17 protein-coding genes and 1 riboswitch are annotated in these 18,423 nt (G+C 56.3%); of the genes, 13 read left to right on the forward strand and 4 right to left on the reverse strand.

Annotated elements, in window-relative coordinates:
- Positions 1 to 4 precede the first annotated feature (4 nt).
- Entirely contained in the window at positions 5 to 433 is a 429-nt protein-coding gene (locus ACFCTO_RS01560) for a C-GCAxxG-C-C family protein (RefSeq protein ID WP_292261397.1), read from the forward strand.
- Between the two features lie 360 nt (positions 434 to 793).
- On the opposite strand, the gene ACFCTO_RS01565 is transcribed toward ACFCTO_RS01560, so the two are convergent.
- Positions 794 to 2,188 carry an NCS2 family permease gene (locus tag ACFCTO_RS01565; protein ID WP_370854395.1) on the reverse strand — a complete coding sequence of 465 codons (1,395 nt, stop codon included), beginning with the start codon at positions 2,186 to 2,188 and terminating at the stop codon, positions 794 to 796.
- Between the two features lie 217 nt (positions 2,189 to 2,405).
- On the opposite strand from ACFCTO_RS01565, the gene ade reads away from it, so the two are divergent.
- The 10 genes from ade to hypD all read left to right on the forward strand — a co-directional run bounded on the left by ade (position 2,406) and on the right by hypD (position 12,576).
- Positions 2,406 to 4,139, forward strand: coding sequence for an adenine deaminase (gene ade / locus ACFCTO_RS01570; RefSeq protein WP_499876255.1), 1,734 nt, complete (start codon positions 2,406 to 2,408; stop codon positions 4,137 to 4,139).
- Between the two features lie 12 nt (positions 4,140 to 4,151).
- Positions 4,152 to 4,394 carry a TIGR04076 family protein gene (locus ACFCTO_RS01575; protein WP_303148651.1) on the forward strand — a complete coding sequence of 81 codons (243 nt, stop codon included), beginning with the start codon at positions 4,152 to 4,154 and terminating at the stop codon, positions 4,392 to 4,394.
- 108 nt (positions 4,395 to 4,502) lie between these two features.
- Positions 4,503 to 5,279, forward strand: coding sequence for a lytic transglycosylase domain-containing protein (locus ACFCTO_RS01580; protein ID WP_292261391.1), 777 nt, complete (start codon positions 4,503 to 4,505; stop codon positions 5,277 to 5,279).
- Between the two features lie 89 nt (positions 5,280 to 5,368).
- Positions 5,369 to 6,439: an ABC transporter ATP-binding protein gene (locus ACFCTO_RS01585; RefSeq protein ID WP_303148656.1), complete on the forward strand. Its 1,071-nt coding sequence runs from the start codon at positions 5,369 to 5,371 to the stop codon at positions 6,437 to 6,439.
- Positions 6,432 to 7,103: an ABC transporter permease gene (locus ACFCTO_RS01590; RefSeq protein ID WP_499876256.1), complete on the forward strand. Its 672-nt coding sequence runs from the start codon at positions 6,432 to 6,434 to the stop codon at positions 7,101 to 7,103. Before ACFCTO_RS01585 ends, ACFCTO_RS01590 begins: the two co-directional genes overlap by 8 nt.
- A complete protein-coding gene (locus tag ACFCTO_RS01595; RefSeq protein ID WP_499876257.1) occupies positions 7,012 to 7,260 on the forward strand; it encodes a hypothetical protein in 249 nt (82 codons plus the stop codon). The genes ACFCTO_RS01590 and ACFCTO_RS01595 overlap by 92 nt, the downstream gene beginning before the upstream one ends.
- On the forward strand, positions 7,260 to 8,039 hold the full coding sequence (locus ACFCTO_RS01600) for an ABC transporter permease (RefSeq protein ID WP_226884519.1): 780 nt from the start codon (positions 7,260 to 7,262) through the stop codon (positions 8,037 to 8,039). Before ACFCTO_RS01595 ends, ACFCTO_RS01600 begins: the two co-directional genes overlap by 1 nt.
- A gap of 15 nt (positions 8,040 to 8,054) precedes the next feature.
- Positions 8,055 to 9,119, forward strand: coding sequence for an ABC transporter substrate-binding protein (locus tag ACFCTO_RS01605; RefSeq protein WP_499876258.1), 1,065 nt, complete (start codon positions 8,055 to 8,057; stop codon positions 9,117 to 9,119).
- A gap of 237 nt (positions 9,120 to 9,356) precedes the next feature.
- The gene (locus ACFCTO_RS01610; RefSeq protein ID WP_499876259.1) at positions 9,357 to 10,142 is read left to right on the forward strand and encodes a radical SAM protein; all 786 of its coding nucleotides are present in this window, start codon (positions 9,357 to 9,359) and stop codon (positions 10,140 to 10,142) included.
- Between the two features lie 16 nt (positions 10,143 to 10,158).
- The gene (hypD, locus tag ACFCTO_RS01615; RefSeq protein WP_499876260.1) at positions 10,159 to 12,576 is read left to right on the forward strand and encodes a trans-4-hydroxy-L-proline dehydratase; all 2,418 of its coding nucleotides are present in this window, start codon (positions 10,159 to 10,161) and stop codon (positions 12,574 to 12,576) included.
- 163 nt (positions 12,577 to 12,739) lie between these two features.
- Here hypD and ACFCTO_RS01620 read toward each other — a convergent pair whose 3' ends face one another.
- Together ACFCTO_RS01620 and ACFCTO_RS01625 are read right to left on the reverse strand one after the other, a co-directional pair.
- Positions 12,740 to 13,615 carry a phosphoribosylaminoimidazolesuccinocarboxamide synthase gene (locus tag ACFCTO_RS01620; RefSeq protein ID WP_499876261.1) on the reverse strand — a complete coding sequence of 292 codons (876 nt, stop codon included), beginning with the start codon at positions 13,613 to 13,615 and terminating at the stop codon, positions 12,740 to 12,742.
- A 260-nt stretch (positions 13,616 to 13,875) separates the two neighbouring features.
- Positions 13,876 to 14,598: an SIMPL domain-containing protein gene (locus ACFCTO_RS01625; RefSeq protein ID WP_499876262.1), complete on the reverse strand. Its 723-nt coding sequence runs from the start codon at positions 14,596 to 14,598 to the stop codon at positions 13,876 to 13,878.
- A gap of 150 nt (positions 14,599 to 14,748) precedes the next feature.
- Positions 14,749 to 14,852, forward strand: a riboswitch (TPP riboswitch).
- A gap of 79 nt (positions 14,853 to 14,931) precedes the next feature.
- Here ACFCTO_RS01625 and thiC point away from each other — a divergent pair.
- Complete coding sequence (gene thiC, locus ACFCTO_RS01630) at positions 14,932 to 16,233, forward strand: phosphomethylpyrimidine synthase ThiC (RefSeq protein ID WP_020311363.1); 1,302 nt, start codon at positions 14,932 to 14,934, stop codon at positions 16,231 to 16,233.
- Positions 16,234 to 16,827: 594 nt separating this feature from the next.
- On the opposite strand, the gene ACFCTO_RS01635 is transcribed toward thiC, so the two are convergent.
- Entirely contained in the window at positions 16,828 to 17,706 is an 879-nt protein-coding gene (locus ACFCTO_RS01635; RefSeq protein ID WP_299722666.1) for a LysR family transcriptional regulator, read from the reverse strand.
- Positions 17,707 to 17,832: 126 nt separating this feature from the next.
- Here ACFCTO_RS01635 and ACFCTO_RS01640 point away from each other — a divergent pair, with 126 nt between their 5' ends.
- Positions 17,833 to 18,408 (forward strand): chromate transporter, encoded by a 576-nt coding sequence (locus ACFCTO_RS01640; RefSeq protein ID WP_292301776.1) that lies wholly within the window; start codon positions 17,833 to 17,835, stop codon positions 18,406 to 18,408.
- The last annotated feature ends 15 nt before the right edge of the window (positions 18,409 to 18,423 follow it).

The raw sequence follows: 18,423 nt of genomic DNA on the forward strand, positions 1-18,423 counted from the left end.
TATCATGGAAAAAGAATATAAATTAGCAGAACAATACCATTTGCAGGGCAATAACTGCATCGAATCGGTCCTCAAGACCTGTAACGACACGATGAACCTCCAGCTGCCGGACGTCGCTATCCGCATGGCTTCCGGCATGGGCGGCGGCATCGGCCGGTCGGGCTGTGTCTGTGGGGCCTTGAGCGGTGCCTGTCTGGTCATCGGCGCCCTCGTCGGCCGGCTCACACCCGATGAAAAGCCCTTGCCCGAAGTCTACAAATACACCAGCGAGTTCCATGACCGCTTCAAAGAACACTTCGGCGCCACCTGCTGCCGGGCCCTCAACACCCTCAGTTTCGGAACGCCGGAATACCGCAAGCACTGCATCAAGATTACGGCCACTGCCGCCGACATGGTCTCCGACTTCGTCGCCGAAAAAGGCTTGTTGAAGTGAGTTTAGTGGCTCGTGGTTCGTATAACAAAAAAGGGGCTGTCGCACGAAGGCTTCTACCATCATGCGCGGCCCCGTTTGCTTTATAGTTTGTAGCACAGAGTTTGTAGTTTGCAGAGAAAACCTTTAAATTTAAACCCATCCGCTAACAACTAACAACTAGCCACTAACAACTTTAAAGGGCTTGTCGTCGTGCGACAAGCCCTTTTTTTGTCTGTAGGGGCTCGCACGTGGCGAGCCCGTTTCATGATATGTTCGATTTTCCCGACATGATAAAGCATTGGAACCATTTTTCAGGAGCGGGCGCCCCACGTGGCGCCTCTACGCATTTTTGGCGAATCACTAGCCACGAGCCACCATCTCTTATAAGAAGATATACTTCATGACAAAGATGACGGCCAGGCAGTACATGAGGAGGGAAATCTTTTCCCGTTTGCCTGTGAGCAGGTTGATGACGACATACGAGATGATGCCGAAGGAGATGCCTTCGGAGATGCTGTAGCAGAAGGGCATAGCGATGATGGTGATGTATGCCGGGATGGATTCGCTGAAGTCCTCGAAGTCGATGCCGGCGACGGACGTCAGCATGAGGAAGCCGACGATGACCAGGGCCGGTGCCGTGGCAAAGGCCGGGATGGCCATGAAGAACGGCGACAGGAAGAGGGACAGGGCGAAGAGGACAGCGACGCAGACTGCCGTCAGGCCCGTGCGGCCGCCTTCGCTGACGCCGGTAGCGCTTTCGACGAAGGTCGTCGTCGTACTGGTGCCGATGACAGCGCCAACTGTCGTGGCGACAGCGTCGGCCAGGAGGGCGCCTTTGATGCGCGGCAGGCGGCCCCGTTCATCGAGCATATTGGCTTTGGACGAGACGCCGATGAGTGTGCCCAGGGTATCGAAGATATCGACGAAGAGGAAAGCGAACATGACGACTAAGAAGTCCAGGCTGAAGACGCGGCTGAAGTCGAGCTGACCCAGGATGGGGCTCAGGCTGGCCGGGGCAAAGGCAGCGGCTCCGCCGGACAGGTCGGGGATGACGCTGAACATCTTCATTTCCGGATTGGGCACGTAGAGGCCGGTCAATTCGCAAAGAATGGCCAGGATCCAGGTAAAGAGGATGCCCCAGAGGATGTTGCCGCGGACTTTCTTGACCATCAGGACGGCTGTGAAGACGATGCCGATCATGGCCAGGAGGACCGTAATGCCGACAGTGTGGAAGGTACCCGTAGCGGCAGACTGTTTGAACGAGAACAGGGCAATCTTGGTTGCCGGGTTGGCGACGATGATCTGGGCGTTCAGCAGGCCGATGAGGGCGATGAACAGGCCGATGCCGGCAGAAACGGCTTTCTTCAAGGTCATGGGGATGGCGTTGAAGATAGCTTCGCGGACATTGGTCAAAGACAGGATGATGAAGATAACGCCTTCAAAGAAGACGGCGGCCAGGGCCATTTCCCAGGTGTAGCCCATCTGCAGGACGACAGTAAAGGCGAAAAAGGCGTTCAGGCCCATGCCCGGTGCCAGGGCGAAGGGATAGTTGGCGAAAAAGGCCATGCACAGCGTCCCGATAAGGGAAGCCAGGGCGGTTGCCGTGAGGACGGCACCTTTGTCCATGCCGGCGGCGCTCATGATGGTCGGGTTGACGGCCAGGATGTAGGCCATGGTCATGAAGGTCGTGATACCAGCCAGGATTTCCGTGCGGACCGTCGTGCCATTTTCGCTCAAGTGGAAGAAACGGTCGAGGAAGGACGGTTGGTTTTCCATAATACATTCACACTCCTTTAGTAATAAAACAAGTTGACATCCATCCGGAAATACATGAAGCCAAATAGCAGACGACGGACATCAACTGATATCATTATTATAGGGTGTTCTGCCTTTTTGGGCAACTATTTTGTCAAAAAAAGGAAATCTATGGTACAATGAGTCCGAAAGATAAAAATCTTACGCCTTTACCGATAGGAAGGAGTACATTATGACTATGACACGGAATCTTTTGAAACGGCGTATTGCCGTAGCCCGGGGCTTGGAACCGGGGGACGTCGTCCTTAAAAACTGCCAGATTGTCGACGTCTATACACAGACCATCCGGCCTGGGGATATCGTCATCGCCGACGGCATCATCGCCGGCGTCGGCGGCCCGTATGAAGGACAGGAAGTCATCGATGCCCATGGGGCCTATGCCGCACCGGGCCTCATTGAAAGCCATATCCATATCGAATCGTCCTATGTCAGCCCGGAAGAGTTCGGCCGCCTGGTCGTCCCCCTGGGAACGACGACGATCGTCGCCGACCCGCATGAAATCGTCAACGTCTGCGGCCTGGCCGGCCTTCGTTACATGATGGAAGCCGCTAACAAGACGGCGTTGGACGTCCGTTTTATGGTGCCGTCGTGTGTCCCGGCGACGCCTTTCGACCACAGCGGGGCCGTGCTGGAAGCCGACGACATGAAAGCGCCCCTGGCCGACGACCGCGTTCTCGGTGTCGGTGAATTCATGAACTGCCCGGGCATCCTGAACGGCGATAATGCCGTCCTGGACAAGCTCGTCGCCGCCTATGAGGCGAAAAAGCCCATCGACGGCCACAGCCCCGGCGTCACTGGCAAGGACCTGCAGGCCTATGCGTCGGCACGGATCCGGACGGACCACGAATGTTTCACCTTGGACGACGTCGAAGCGCGCCTCCAGGCCGGCATGTACGTCATGCTGCGCAACGGTTCGGCCTGCCATGACCTGCCAAATCTGGTCCGGGCCGTGACGCCGGCCAATCTGCGCCGCTTCCTGCTTTGTTCGGATGACCTCCATCCCAAGACGATCTTTGAGAAAGGCCACCTCAACGAACACCTGCGCCTCTGCGTCGCCGCCGGCCTGTCGCTGCAGGCGGCTATCACCATGGCGACCCTCAACGCCGCCGACTGCTATCACTTCGACGACCGCGGCGCCTTGGCACCGGGCAAGCGGGCGGACATCGTCCTCTTTGAAGACCTGAAGGACTTCCACGTCCTGGCGACCTTCATTGGCGGCCAGAAAGCAGCGGAAAAGGGTCAGTATCTCCTGCCCTTTACGCGGGCTGATTACAGCGCCGTCGGCAGCTCCGTCTGCATCGCCGGTTTCTCCGAAGAGAAACTGGTCATGCACTTGACGTCGGACCGGGTTCGTACCATCGACATCGTGCCCGGCGGCGTCGTCACGGAAAAAGGGGAAGCCCTTATCCATCGTGATGGCCGCGGCGATTTCGTCTACGACCCGCAGGCCGATATCGTCAAGGTCGCCGTCGTCGAACGCCATCACGGCACGGGCTGCGTCGGCCTGGGCCTGCTGCGCGGTTATGGACTTAAACGAGGCGCCGTCGCCGTATCCGTGGCTCACGATTCGCACAACATCATCGTCGCCGGCACGAACAATAGGGATATGGCCGCTGCCGTCGAGGCCCTGGAGGGCCAGAAGGGCGGTATGGCCATCGTCTTGGACGGAACGGTCCTGGCATCCATCCCGCTGCCCATTGCCGGCCTCATGAGCGACCAGCCGGCCGCCGCTGTCGATGCAGCGATGGACGAGCTTTACGCCAAGGCCCACCATATCCTGGGTGTCAGCGCTGACGTCGATGTCATCATGACGTTGTGCTTCATGAGCCTGCCCGTCATCCCCAAGCTGAAATTGCTGGACACGGGTCTCTTCGACGTCGAAGCCTTCGATTTCGTTCCCATTGAACTTTAAGGAGGTATGAGTATGGATGCCAAGAAAGTTAAGTTAGTCGTCATCAAGTCTCATTGTGATCTTTATAAAGAAGGCGATGAAATCGTCTTCAACGGGCCTGTCATTGATAAAGCAAAGAGCGGCGCCCTCTGCATGACGGCCCTCCAGGCCCTTTATCCTTATGTCTTCGCCGGCCGCCAGGGTTCGCTCTGGCCGTCGGCTATCCAGTGTCCCGACTGCGACGAAGGCGTCATCTTCCGCGTGGTGGAACAATGATGCATAACCCTAATAGGGCAGAACGAGAAGGTATTGGCAAATGGCTTGACGACCGTGATATAATGAAAGGTAGAATGATAGTCGTGTGAGTGGGGAGGAATGTGAAAGTTGATACTCAGCAAAGCCTGTAAGACAAAGATGGCTGCTCTTTTCATCGGCCTCATGGCCTTGATGCCGGTGCAGGCCATTACGCAGGAAGAAATGGTCTATGACCAGGTCAGCAAATATATCCGCGGCAGCGAGGCGGCGGCCATTGCCAAGGATATCTGTGATGCATCCTATACGTATGACGTCGACCCGATCCTCGTCGCCGCCGTCTTTACGACAGAAAGCCATTTCGATAATTCTGCCGTTTCCGGCGTCGGTGCCGTCGGCATTGCCCAGCTCATGCCGTCTACAGCGGCATCACTCAAGGTCAATCCCTACAACCGCAGGGAGAACATCTTTGGCGGCGTCAAGTACCTCGGCCAGATGGTCGAACGCTACCGCACATGGGACCAGCCCTTCGTATATGCCGAAGCGGCCTATAATGCCGGCCCCGGTGCCGTCGACCGGGCCCGTGGCGTGCCGCATTATACGGAGACCATGAATTATGTCCAGACCGTCGAACAGACGCGGCGGGAAATCTGGCGCCTTGCCGGTCATGAAGCCATGGCCCTGAAGCCGTATAAGCGGTCGGCCATGACCGCGACGGAAAAGGAAGCGCCCATTTTTCCGAGCCTGAAAGAATGGCATGAACAGCATAGCCAGAAAGCGGCCGCTGTCCAGACTAAGACTACGGTCCGGCCCAAGACGGCCCGCGTAGCCAATTCGGTCCGCAGCCCGCAGCCCGTGTCGTATTGGACGACGTCGCGGCCCTGGGACACGCGGAGCAGTAAAAAATAATATCGAGGAAGGGACCTCGCATCAGCGATTATGCGATCTCCCTTTTTTTACGGCCTGGAGCCGTAAGGAATGAAAAAAGGAGTTGTGAAATGGAAAAAGAATTGATTCACCTGGAGCACGTATCCAAGACCTATGATGGGCACAAGGTATTAGACGGCCTGGACTTGGCGATTTCGGAAAATGAATTTGTCACCCTCCTCGGCCCCAGCGGCTGCGGCAAGACGACGACGCTCCGCCTCATTGCCGGTTTTGAAACGCCTGATGAAGGGCGTATCCTCTTCGATGGGGCCGATATCACCCAGCTGCCGCCGAACCGGCGTCAGGTCAATACGGTGTTCCAGAATTATTCTCTTTTTTCCCATATGGACGTGGCCGAAAATATCGCCTTCGGGCCGAAGATTCACGGCAAGTCCCGTGATTATATCCGCGATAAGATCCGCTATGCCCTGAAACTGGTCAACCTCGACGGCTACGAACATGCCAACATTGTCGACTTGTCCGGCGGCCAGCAGCAGCGCGTGGCCATCGCCCGGGCCGTCGTCAATGAGCCGCGGGTCCTGCTCCTGGACGAACCCCTGAGCGCTCTGGACCGGAAATTGCGCCGCAGCATGCAGCTGGAACTCATCAAGATCAAAGAAGAACTGGGCATTACCTTCGTCTTCGTCACTCATGACCAGGAAGAAGCCCTGAGCATGTCCGACACGGTCGTCGTCATGAACCAGGGTTATATCCAGCAGATCGGCACGCCCGAAAGCATTTACAATGAACCGGAAAACGCCTTCGTCGCCGACTTCATCGGTGACAGCAACATCGTCGACGGTCTCATGGTACACGACAAACTCGTGCGCATCGCCGACTACGACTTCGACTGTGTCGACGTCGGCTTCGGGACCAACCGCCCTGTCGACGTCCAGATCCGGCCGGAAGATATGGAACTGCAGCCGCCTCGCGACGGCGGTTTCAACGGCGTCGTCACCAAGACGATTTTTGAAGGCATGACCTATAACCTCACCATCCAGGCGCGGGGCATCGAGTGGCTGGTCAAATCGACGAAGCACTATCAGCCCGGCGACGAAGTCAGCCTCTGGGTGGACCCCTTCAATATCCAGATCATGAATAAACCGGAATCGGAAGACGAAAGGGCGATGGAAAATGATTAATTCAGCAGCGATCCGCAACCTCTTTGCCGCGCCCTTCCTCATCTGGGCGGTCTTATTTATCTTCTGTCCCGTCGTGGCCATCGCCTGGTACGGCCTGACCGATGCCCACGGCGCCTTTACCCTGGCCAATATCAGCCTCATCGCCCACTGGGAGTACCTGAAGGCCCTGGAACTGTCCATCGTCCTGGCCCTCATCAGCACGGTCATCTGCCTGGTCGTGGCTTATCCGCTCTGCCTTATCCTGACGGAAAAGAAGCGGGGGAAGGGCTCGCTCCTGTTCCTGCTCTTCGTCCTGCCCATGTGGATGAACTCCCTGTTGACGACCATGGCCTGGCAGACGATCCTGGAAAAGAACGGTATCCTCAACCAGTTCCTGCGCCTCTTGTCCCTGCCTGACGTGAGCCTCATCAACACGCCGGCGGCCATCGTCATCGGCATGATTTACAACTTCCTGCCCTATATGATCCTGCCCCTCTACGTCGCTCTGAGCAAGATCAACGGCAACGTCATCGCCGCGGCCCGCGACTTAGGGGGCCAATTCCTGGCAGACCTTCACCAAGGTCATCCTGCCCTTGTCCCTGCCCGGCGCCATCAGCGGCATCACCATGGTCTTCATCCCGTCGCTGACGACGTTCTTCATCAGCGGCCTCTTAGGGGGCAATAAGATCCTGCTCATCGGCAACATCGTCGAACAGGAATTCACCATGGCCTATGACTGGCATCTGGGCAGCGGCCTGTCTCTGGTGCTCATGGTCTTCATCATCGTCAACATGGTCGTGACGGCTTATTTCGACCGCAGCGAAGGGCAGGTGAAGAAGTGATGGAAAAAGTGAAGAAACTCTACGTCGCCCTGGTCGTCCTCTTCCTCTACGCGCCCATCGGCGTCCTCGTGGCCCAGTCCTTCAACGCCAGCCGTTACCGAGGCCACTGGACGGGCTTTACCCTGCAATGGTACGGCGAGTTATTCCAGAATGAAGGCATCCTTGACGCCTTGCAAAATACCATTACCATCGGTCTCTCGTCGGCGGCCATCGCCACGGTCCTGGGCCTTCTCACCTGCATGGCCCTGCGCGGCATGGGCCGCAAACAGCGGTCGGTCTATCTCGGCGTGGCTAGTATGCCGCTGCTCAATGCGGACATCGTCACCGGGATTTCCCTGATGCTCCTCTTTTTAGGCATGGGCCTGCGCCTGGGCTACGGGTCGATCCTCATGGCCCACGTCGTCTTCAACCTGCCGTACGTCATCTTGTGCATCATGCCCCAGTTCCTGTCGCTGGACCGCAGCTGTTATGATGCCGCCCGCGACCTGGGCGCGACGCCGTTCGTCGCATTCCGCCGCGTCGTCCTGCCGGAACTGCGGCCCAGTCTCCTGGCAGGCTTCATGCTGGCCTTCACCATGTCGGCCGACGACTTCATCATTACGCACTTCACCAAAGGGGCCGGCATCGATACGCTGCCGACGGAAATTTATGCCGAATTGAAATTGGGCATCCATCCGGAAATGTATGCCCTTTCGACGCTCGTATTCGTCTTCGTCCTGGTCTTCGCCGTCCTGCTCATCGTCAACCGCCGGCGCCTGGCCCTGGGTCGGAACTGGTAGGAAAGGGGAAACGCTATGAAATATATCCGCATGATCCTCCTCGGTCTCTGCTGTATCCTGGCCCTGAGCGGCTGTGGCTTCTTTGACAGCGAAGAAGACGAGGACAACGTCGTCTATGTCTATAACTGGGGCGATTACGTCGACCCGGATACGCTCAAGCAGTTCGAAGAAGAAACGGGCATCCGCGTCGTCATGGACGAATTCGATACCAACGAGAGCATGTATCCCCTGGTTGCGGCCGGGGCCGAACACTATGACGTCATCTGCCCGTCGGACTACATGATCCAGAAGATGATCCACAATGATCTTTTGCAGCCTCTCGATTATTCCCAGCTGCCCAACGCCCGCCAGTACGTAGGCAAACAGTTCTGGACCCAGTCCGAGTCCTTTGACCCGGGCAACCGCTATGCCGTCCCTTATTGCTGGGGCACAGTCGGCATCGTCTACAATCGGACCATGGTCGATGAACCTGTCGACAGCTGGTCCATCCTTTGGAACGAGAAATATAAGAATGAAATCATCATGCAGGACTCGCCGCGCGATTCCTTCATGGTCGCCTTGAAGCGCCTGGGCTATTCCCTGAACACGACGGATCCTCAGCAGATCAAAGAAGCGCGGGATATGCTCATCGCCCAGAAACACCTGGTCCAGGCCTATGGCATCGATGACGTCAAGGACAAGCTCGTCTCCGGCGAAGCGGCCATGGGCGTCGTCTTTTCCGGTGAAGCCCTGCGCATGATCCTGGAAAACCGGGACCTGGAATACGTCATCCCCAAAGAAGGGACCAACCTCTGGATTGACTCGTGGGTCATCCCCAAGAATGCCGAACACGTCGAAAATGCCCATAAATTCATCGACTTCATGAGCCGTCCCGATATCGCCCTGAAGAACTTCGAGTACCTGACCTATTCGACGCCGAATACGGCCGTCCCGGCCATGGAAGAAGACGAAGACTATAAAGATAACCCCGTCGTCTTCCCGCCGGAAGAAGCTTATGCCGGCCAGGAAACGTACAAATACCTGGGCGAAGAAGGGGACAAGCGCTATAACGACGAATGGATCCAGGTCAAGGTCTGGTGATTTTTTAGGATAAATGCTTTTCAAGAATACAAATGTGTAGTATAATGAGTACAAGTTCAGAATGAGACCAAAGAAGGAACCGTTGCACGAAGGCTTTTGCCCTCATGCACGGTTCCTTTTGCTTTATAGTTTGTAGTATGGAGTTTGTAGAAAATGGCTTCAAATTTAAAAACACCCACTAAAAACTACAAACTACAAACTTCGAACTTCTGTTGTATGAGATTGGGAGGCGGGGATATGGCTGAGAAAAGGCCTTTGGTTTTCAATGTGCAGAAATTTTCCGTCCACGACGGGCCGGGGATACGAACGACGATTTTCTTCAAAGGCTGTCCCTTGGCCTGCCCATGGTGCCATAATCCGGAGAGTCAGCACTTCGAGGTTGAGAGAATGGAGCGTAGCGATGGGGGACAGGATGAGGTCGGGACCTATTATTCCGTAGCAGAACTCGTCCGCCAGGCCGTGCAGGACCAGATTTTCTATGAACGTTCTGGCGGCGGCGTCACCTTGTCGGGCGGTGAAGTCCTGGCCCAGCCCATAGGGTATATCGCCGATCTCGTCCGGGCCCTGGCTGAAAAAGGCATTTCCGTCGGCATCGACACCAGCGGCGCTGTTCCCTTTACGGCTTTTGAACCGGTCCTGCCTTATACGGACTTCTTCCTTTACGATATGAAGCTCTTCGGCGCCGAACGCCACCGACAATATATGGGCCAGGGCAATAGGCAGATACTGGAGAACATGAAGCGCCTCAGCGACGCCGGCGCCGGCCTCTATCTGCGGCTCATCATGGTCGACGGCGTCAATACCGACGGGGACCGGGATATCCGGCCCTTCCAGGACTGGCTCCAGGCGCAGCAGATACGCGTGGAAAGAATCCATCTCCTGCCGTACCATGAGCTGGGACGCCATAAATATGAGGCCCTGCATCGGACGTTCCAGCCGTTCCATGCCCCGTTAGGGCAGGACTTGGAAGCTATCCGGCAGTCCTTTGTTGCACTCGGTTATGATACCGTCATCGGCGGTTAGATAGGAGGGGATTCATATGGCAACAGCTTTGAAAGAACAGAAATTCGTGGAAGGTATCCGGGGATGTACGGACCGTATCCGCCGGCTGCGGGAAGAAAGCGTTCACGGCGCCGTCCCGACGATTTCCATGGAACGGGCCGTGCTGCTGACCGAAGCGTACCAGCAGTACGAAGGGACTTGTTCCATTCCCGTCCTGCGGAGCAAAGCCTTTTACTATCTCATGGCCCATCGGACCCTCTATCTAGGACGGGGCTCGCTCATCGTCGGCGAAAAGGGGCCGAAACCCTGGGCGGCACCGACCTTTCCGGAACTGTGCTGCCATACCCTGGAAGACTTCGACACCCTGAACAGCCGCGAACGGGTCTTCTTCAGAGTGACCGACGAAGATAAGCGCATCCAGCGGGACGTCATCACCCCATACTGGAAGGACCGGGCCATGCTGACCAAGATGAACGGCCTGCTGCCCCGGGCATGGCAGAAATTATTTGCTGCCGGTATGTTCACGGAATTCCTGCAGCAGCGCGGTCCGGGCCATACCGTGGCCGATGGCAAGATATACTGGAAGGGCTATGGCGATTTCCTGCGGGACATCCAGGAACGCCTGGCCAGCCTCGATTTCAATAACGATATGGATGCCCTGGAAAAACGGGACGAATGGGAAGGCATGGCCTGGGTCTGCCGGGGCATGATCCTCTTGGGGAAACGCTATGCCGCCCTGGCCCGGGACATGGCGGCGAAAGAAAAAGACCCGGCCTGGCGCCGGGACCTGCTGGATATCGCCGCCGTCTGCGACGTCGTCCCGGAACACCGGCCACAGACGTTCCGCCAGGCCATCCAGATGTACTGGTTCACCCATATCGGCGTGACGACGGAAATGAACAACTGGGATGCCTATTCGCCAGGCAAGTTCGACCAGTATCTGGAACCTTTCTATGACCGGGACCTGGCCGAAGGGCGCCTGACCCGGGACGATGCCAAGGAGCTCCTGGAAGCGCTGTGGATCCAGTTCAATAACCAGCCGGCACCGCCGAAAGTGGGTATTACCCTCAAGGAAAGCGCGACGTATACTGATTTCTGCAACATCAATACCGGCGCCCTGCGGCCCGACGGGACCTGTGGCGTCAGCGATGTAAGCTATCTCATCCTGGAAGTCATGGACGACATGCGCCTCCTCCAGCCGAGCTCGAACGTCCAGATTTCCCAGAAGACGCCGGAACGCTTCCTGCGGAAGGCTCTGGAAATCTCCCGCAAGGGCTGGGGCCAGCCGGCGTTCTATAACAGCGAAGCCATCGTCCAGGAACTGATGTATCTGGGCAAATCCCTCGATGATGCCCGGGCCTGCGGCATTGCCAGCGGCTGCGTCGAAGCCGGGACGGCCGGGAAAGAAGCCTATGTCCTGACGGGCTATCTCAATATCCCCAAGGTCCTGGAACTGGCCCTGCACCGCGGTTACGATGCCTATACGGGACAGGTCGTCGGCATCGACGTCGGCGACCCCTTGCAGTTTGCCTCTTATGACGATTTGTGGCAGGCTTTCCTGAAAGAACTGAAATATGTCGTCGACGTAAAAATCGCCGGCAATAACCTCATCGAACGGCTCTACATGGACTACATGCCCGTGCCGCTGCTGTCGGTCATTACCGATGACTGCATCGCCAAAGGGAAGGACTATAATGCCGGCGGTGCCCGCTACAATACGAGCTATATCCAGTGCGTCGGCATCGCGACGATCACCGATTCCCTGGCCGCATTGAAACAGCAGGTCTTTGAACAGCAGTGGTTCACTATGGAAGACATCATCACCGCCTGCGACCGGGACTTCGACGGCGACGATGCCTTGCTCGACGTGCTCCTCCATCATACGCCGAAGTACGGCAACGATGATGACTACGCCGACGCTATCCTCCACGACGTCGACCGGGCTCTGCAATCAACTATTGCCGGCAGGCCGACGCCGAAAGGCTCGAAGACGGTCGTCGAATTCCTGCCGACGACGTGTCACGTCTACTTCGGCCAGGTCATGGGCGCCAGCCCTAACGGCCGCCGGGCCCATGTGCCCCTGCCCGATGGCATTTCGCCGGAAAAGGGCGCTGATACCCACGGGCCGACGGCGGTCATCAAGTCCTGTGCCAAACTGGAACAGCTCAAGACTGGCGGCGCTCTGCTCAATCAGAAATTCACGCCGTCCGTCGTCGCCGGCCCGAAAGGCCTGGCCTGCCTGGCTGCCCTGGTTCGGTCGTACTTTACCATGGACGGCCATCACATCCAGTTCAACGTCGTCGACAGGGAAACACTCCTCGATGCCCAGCGCCACCCGGAACAATATGAAAACCTCATCGTCCGCGTCGCCGGCTACAGCGATTACTTCAACAACCTGGACAAAGCCCTGCAGGACGAAATAATCAACCGCACTGAACAGAGCTTTGGGGCGTAAAAAAGACCGTGCATAATGGTTTCTGCCATCATGCACGGTTTCTTTTTTTGTTTTAAATTGTTGTAAATTTTTTTCATTGTAGGGGCTCGCACGTGGTGACCCCTACAGTGCCAAAAGCGAGTTCACAAGATTCGCGGCGGGCCTTAGAGCCACGAGCCACGAACTACTTGTCGAAGGCTTTCCCAGTGAGCATTTCGTAGGCTTCTTTGTATTTGGCAATGGTCTTGTCGATGACGTCCTGGGGCAGGAGGTAGTCGCTGTCCGGGTTGGCTTTGAGCCAGTCACGGACGAACTGTTTGTCATACGACGGCTGGCTCTGGCCGGCTTTGTAGCCTTCGAGGGGCCAGAAGCGGGAGCTGTCCGGCGTGAGCATTTCGTCGCCCAAGACGATATTGCCTTTGCCATCGAGGCCGAATTCAAACTTCGTATCGGCAATGATGATGCCTTTGGAGAGGGCGTATTCAGCACATTTTTTATACAGGGCCAAGGTGTAATCGCGGATTTTTTCAGCGTATTCCTTGCCTTTTCCCGGGAAGGTCTTGTCGATGAAAGCAGCGCCTTCTTCGAGAGAGACGTTTTCATCATGGTCGCCGAGTTCGGCTTTCGTGCTCGGTGTGAAGATCGGTTCCGGGAGTTTTTCTGATTCTTTGAGGCCTGCCGGCAGTTTGATGCCGCAAACGGTGCCATTCTTCTGATAGCTTTCCCAGCCGCTGCCAGTGATGTAGCCACGGACGATACATTCCATGGGAATCATAGTCAGTTTCTGGCATTTCATGCTGTTGCCGATGAACTGTTCCTGCTGGAAGAATTCCGGCATGTCAGCGTTGTCGACGGAAATCATGTGGTTCGGGATGATATCCGACGTCATATCGAACCAAAACTTGGACATCTGCGTGAGGATGGCGCCCTTTTTGGTGATTTTGTTCTTGAGGATGTGGTCGAAAGCGGAGATGCGGTCCGTTGCGACCATGATAATGCTGTCACCTGCGTCATAGACTTCGCGTACTTTACCGGATTTAAAAGGGGTGTATTCTTTCATCTTGTCTGGCCTCCATGATTCAGAACTTATTTTATTATGGTAGAACAGTATTATCATAGCATATTTTGGGGAAAGAAAAAAGGTTTTATCATCAAAGGACAAAACCTTTTTTCGTGGCTCGTAGGGGACGCCCAGAAGGCGTCCCGCAAATCATGCGTGATGTGTATATAACTCTTCCGGACGGGCGCCCCACGTGGTCGCCCCTACAATGCGGTTTGTGAGGCCACGTGGTCGTGCTTACGATACGGTCGCGGTCCGGCTTACTGCAGATAATAAGTCAGGCTGACGCTTTGGCTGAGGGTGTTGGTACCGGCTTCGACCGGTGTCGAGTCGGCTTCCATCTTGTTGACGGCCCGCAGGCTCATGGCAGCGCCGTAGACGCGGCTGTACGACGGGCTCGTACCGGAAATGTTGATTTCCTTGACGGCACCGAGCTGGCTGCCGGCGGCTTCAGCTGCGGCCTGGGCAGCGCGCTGACCGTTGTGGACGGCTTCTTTGATCAGGTTTTCCTTGATCTGGTCGGCGTGTTCATTGGTGAAACGGACATTGTTGATCTGGTTGGCACCGAGGCTGCCGGCCTTGTTGATGACCTGCGATACCATAGTTAGGTCGGTCAGTTTGACTTCCAGGCTGTTGGTCACCGTATACGACGTGACTTTCTGGCCCTTCATGTCATAGTTCGGTGACATATAGAAGCCCGTGGTCTTCATGTTTTCCGCTGGGATACCCATGGCCTTCAAGGCATTCGTGACCTGGTTCATGGCCAGATTATTCTTGGTCCGGGCCTGCTGAGCATCGGCGTCGGTACTGGTCGTACCGATAGTGACATAAGCCGTATCCGGAGCGACTTCCTGCTGGGCATAGCCCGTGACGGTAACGACAGACGGTTCCGGACCAGCTGCCATGGCCTGGGGTGCAGCCAGGACCAGGGACGATGCCAGCATAGCGGCGACGACAAGGCATTTCAAGGGTTTATATTTCATAAGTTAAGACCTCCTTTTTAAGATATTCCTATTATACCACGGCAGGGGGATGTACGTCTATGTGGGACAAAATGGCGAAATTGTCTATGATAAATGTTACGAAAGTGTTGCATTTTTTTTCGCGGCGTACTATAATAGCCACAGATACATAGAAAAAGCTAGGGGAGCCTTCGGGCTGAGAAAAGTGACGGATTACACTTGACCCTTTACCTGATGCGGGTAATGCCGCCGTAGGGAAGCTTTACGGGATTATAAAGCTCACCTGCGGAGGACCGCCAGGCGAGCTTTTTTTATTGCATTAAGGATTATTTTTATATAGGAAGGATGTTTGTAATGGATTACACAACACAGATGGACGCTGCCCGCAAAGGCATCGTCACGCCGCAGATGAAGATTGTCGCTGAAAAGGAACACATGCCCGTTGAAAAACTCATGGCCCTCGTCGCCAGCGGGAAAGTCGCCATTCCGGCCAACAAAGTCCATACCAGCCTGTCGCCGGAAGCTGTCGGCCAGGACTGCCGCACGAAAATCAATGTCAACCTCGGCGTTTCTCCGGAACACAACAACCACGAAGAAGAACTGCAGAAAGTCCAGAATGCCATCGACATGAAAGCAGAAGCTATCATGGACTTGTCCAATTTCGGCAAGACCCGTGACTTCCGCCGCAAACTGGTCAAGATGTCTACGGCCATGATCGGCACGGTCCCCATGTACGATGCGGTCGGCATGCTGGAAAAAGACCTGAAAGACATTACCGTCGATGAATTCTTCTCCGTCGTCGAACAGCACGCAGAAGATGGCGTCGACTTCATGACCATCCACTGCGGCATGAACCGCAAGACGGCACAGCGCATCAAAGACAACCCGCGCCTGACTAACGTCGTTTCCCGTGGCGGCTCGCTGCTCTTCGCCTGGATGGAAATGAACAACCAGGAAAATCCGTTCTACGAATATTATGACCGTCTCCTCGACATCTGTGAAAAATACGACGTCACCCTCAGCCTCGGCGATGCCTGCCGTCCGGGCTGTACCCATGACGCTACCGACGCCGCTCAGATCGAAGAACTCATCACCTTGGGCGAATTGACCAAACGCGCCTGGGCCCACAACGTCCAGGTCATGATCGAAGGCCCGGGCCACATGGTCCTCAACGAAATCGCAGCCAACATGAAGATTGAAAAACGCCTGTGCCACGGAGCTCCGTTCTACGTCCTCGGACCCTTGGTCACGGACATCGCACCAGGCTATGACCACATCACCAGCGCCATCGGTGGTGCCATCGCCGCTTCCTGCGGTGCCGACTTCCTCTGCTATGTCACACCGGCTGAACACCTGCGCCTGCCGACCGTCGACGACGTCAAGGAAGGCATCATCGCTGCCCGCATCGCAGCCCACGCTGCCGACTTGGTCAAGGGCATCCCGGGCGCTCAGGAATGGGATGACGCCATGAGCAAAGCCCGCGTCGACGTCGACTTCGACAAGATGATTTCCCTGTCCATCGACCCGGAAAAGGCCCGCAGCTATTACGAATCGAGTAAACCGGAATGTGAAGGCACCTGCACCATGTGTGGCAAGATGTGCCCGGCCCGTACGATGAAACGCATCCTCGCCGGCGAAGACGTCTCCATCCGCTAGGCTCCAACCTAAATTTACCTCATAGATACTGAAAAAGGCCCGTCGCCAGATGACGGGCCTTTTTCAGGTGCAGACCGCCGTTCGCAGGCGGCAGGTTGCAAAAAATACACGGCCAGCGGCCGACCAGTAGGGGCCGGCCTTTAACCTCTCAGACCGCCTTTGGCGGCCAGCTCCCCTATAAAGGGACCCTTGTGCGGCCAGCTGCGAGATTTGACTACAACCCATTCATGTATGATGGCAGGTTTTTACGAGCCACGAGCATTTGTCATGGTACCGGCTATTCACAGAAGTCACGGCTGCCAAAACGGACAGCAGTGGCTGGGCAGCCCGCTGTGAGGGTTAACCACAACCCATTCGAGTATAATGTCGATTTTTACGAACCACGAACCACGAGCCACGAACCACGGCCTTTTCCACGAGCCGAGGGTCACTCGAGGCGATGTTGTTACGCTGAATCTGTTGCCGCGCAGCGGCATCTGAGCCCGAGGCGGCCTGCGAACGGCGGCCTGCGGGGCCGTCAGGCCCCACGATGAACGACGAACGACCTACGATGAACGACGAACAACCTACGATGAACGGTTTTATGCCCCGTCGTCAGGCCTCAGGATTTGTCAAAGCATCTATGAACTGGCGGGCTATGCTGGACAGGTAGCGGTGTTTGGGTGTGATGACGGCCAGTTGGGTGCGCAGGCGCGGTTCGTCGATGGCTTTGGTCTGGAGCTGGGGCAGGCGGGCCGGTGAGATGGCCGATGCCGGGACGACGGCGTAGCCCAGGCCGGTTTCGGCCCAGAGCAGGGTCGTCCGGGCGTCGTCATTGCGGCAGAGGAGGTTCGGCGTGAGGTTGTGGGCTTCGCAGACGTCGTGGAAGAGCTGGTCGAAGCGGCGGTAGAGGATGAGTGGCAGGCCTTGCAGTTGTTCTATGGTCAGGGAAGTTTGGCCCGGGCTGGGGTCGGCCAGGGTATCGGCATAGGCCAGGACCATCGGTTCTTCAGGCAGCAAGGTGCAGTCGAAGGCATCCTGCTTGAAGGGCGTGCGGACGATGCCGATTTCGATGAGACCTTTGCCCAGCATGTCCAGGACGCGGAAGGTGTTGCCGTCATAGATTTCAAAGCGGATGCCCCGATGACTGTCGTGGAATTGGCGGAGCGCCGGCCGGAGGATGACGCTGCCCGACGAGGACACGGTCCCGATGGACAGGGTGCCGCGCAGGCCGTTCTTGAAGTCGGCGATTTCCCGGCGCGTCGAGTCGGTGAGAGTGATGATCTGGCGGGCCCGGCGGTAGAGGATTTCGCCGGCATCGGTCAAGGTCACGCTGCGCGGTTCCCGCTGCAGGAGCTGTACGCCCAGTTCTTCTTCCAGGGCTTTCATCTGCTGGCTCAACGGCGGCTGGGCCATGTGCAGGCGACGGGCAGCCGCCGTGATCTGGCCTTCCTCGGCGATGACCATGAAGTACGTGAGTTGACGGATATCCATATCGATGCCTCCTTGACATATGATTTACGTATATTATATCAATTATACAAATATTTTCAATATAGTAAAAGCCGTGTTATACTAAGACCATAGAAATGATGAATCGTCAAGAAAGGATGATAGATGATGAACGATATTGTGACCCCGAAACGGGATGCCCATTTCTTTTGGACCCTGTTCAAATCGACTTTTTTAATCAGCGCCTTCACTGTCGGCGGCGGCTTCGTCATTATTCCCCTGTTGAAAGGGAAATATGTCGATGAATACCACTGGATCAGCGATAAGGATACCCTCGACATGGTGGCCATCGCCCAGTCCATGCCCGGCGTCATCGCCGTCAACAGTGCCGTCATCCTGGGCTACCGCATGGCCGGGGTCCTGGGGACGCTGGTCGCCCTGGTGGCGACGGTGCTGCCCTGCCTGATTACGCTGTCGATTATTTCTTACTGCTATGATTTCTTCATCCAGAATCTCTATATCAAGATGATCCTCCGCGGTATGCAGTGCGGGGCGACGGCCCTCATCGTCAATGTCGGCATCGACCTTCTCATCAAGCAGGGAAAGAAGAAGCTCCTCCTGCCGATTGCCATCATCGTGGCGACATTCATTGCCAACTTATGCTTTGATGTCAATATCATGGCACTCATCGTCATCGACGGCATCATCGGCTTCGCTTTCATGCGCGACAAGAAGTACGACTAAGGGGAGGGACTTATC

The sequence above is a fragment of the Megasphaera indica genome, from assembly GCF_046614755.1.
Lineage (GTDB): Bacteria > Bacillota > Negativicutes > Veillonellales > Megasphaeraceae > Megasphaera > Megasphaera intestinihominis.

What these genes read in the sequence shown, in the direction of transcription:
- hypD (WP_499876260.1), top strand. Translation starts at nt 10,159, where the DNA reads ATGGCAACAGCTTTGAAAGAACAGAAATTCGTGGAAGGTATCCGGGGA.
- ACFCTO_RS01560 (WP_292261397.1), top strand. Translation starts at nt 5, where the DNA reads ATGGAAAAAGAATATAAATTAGCAGAACAATACCATTTGCAGGGCAAT.
- ade (WP_499876255.1), top strand. Translation starts at nt 2,406, where the DNA reads ATGACACGGAATCTTTTGAAACGGCGTATTGCCGTAGCCCGGGGCTTG.
- ACFCTO_RS01590 (WP_499876256.1), top strand. Translation starts at nt 6,432, where the DNA reads ATGATTAATTCAGCAGCGATCCGCAACCTCTTTGCCGCGCCCTTCCTC.
- ACFCTO_RS01600 (WP_226884519.1), top strand. Translation starts at nt 7,260, where the DNA reads ATGGAAAAAGTGAAGAAACTCTACGTCGCCCTGGTCGTCCTCTTCCTC.
- ACFCTO_RS01605 (WP_499876258.1), top strand. Translation starts at nt 8,055, where the DNA reads ATGAAATATATCCGCATGATCCTCCTCGGTCTCTGCTGTATCCTGGCC.
- thiC (WP_020311363.1), top strand. Translation starts at nt 14,932, where the DNA reads ATGGATTACACAACACAGATGGACGCTGCCCGCAAAGGCATCGTCACG.
- ACFCTO_RS01625 (WP_499876262.1), bottom strand. Translation starts at nt 14,598, where the DNA reads ATGAAATATAAACCCTTGAAATGCCTTGTCGTCGCCGCTATGCTGGCA.
- ACFCTO_RS01575 (WP_303148651.1), top strand. Translation starts at nt 4,152, where the DNA reads ATGGATGCCAAGAAAGTTAAGTTAGTCGTCATCAAGTCTCATTGTGAT.
- ACFCTO_RS01635 (WP_299722666.1), bottom strand. Translation starts at nt 17,706, where the DNA reads ATGGATATCCGTCAACTCACGTACTTCATGGTCATCGCCGAGGAAGGC.
- ACFCTO_RS01565 (WP_370854395.1), bottom strand. Translation starts at nt 2,188, where the DNA reads ATGGAAAACCAACCGTCCTTCCTCGACCGTTTCTTCCACTTGAGCGAA.
- ACFCTO_RS01610 (WP_499876259.1), top strand. Translation starts at nt 9,357, where the DNA reads ATGGCTGAGAAAAGGCCTTTGGTTTTCAATGTGCAGAAATTTTCCGTC.
- ACFCTO_RS01620 (WP_499876261.1), bottom strand. Translation starts at nt 13,615, where the DNA reads ATGAAAGAATACACCCCTTTTAAATCCGGTAAAGTACGCGAAGTCTAT.
- ACFCTO_RS01640 (WP_292301776.1), top strand. Translation starts at nt 17,833, where the DNA reads ATGAACGATATTGTGACCCCGAAACGGGATGCCCATTTCTTTTGGACC.
- ACFCTO_RS01585 (WP_303148656.1), top strand. Translation starts at nt 5,369, where the DNA reads ATGGAAAAAGAATTGATTCACCTGGAGCACGTATCCAAGACCTATGAT.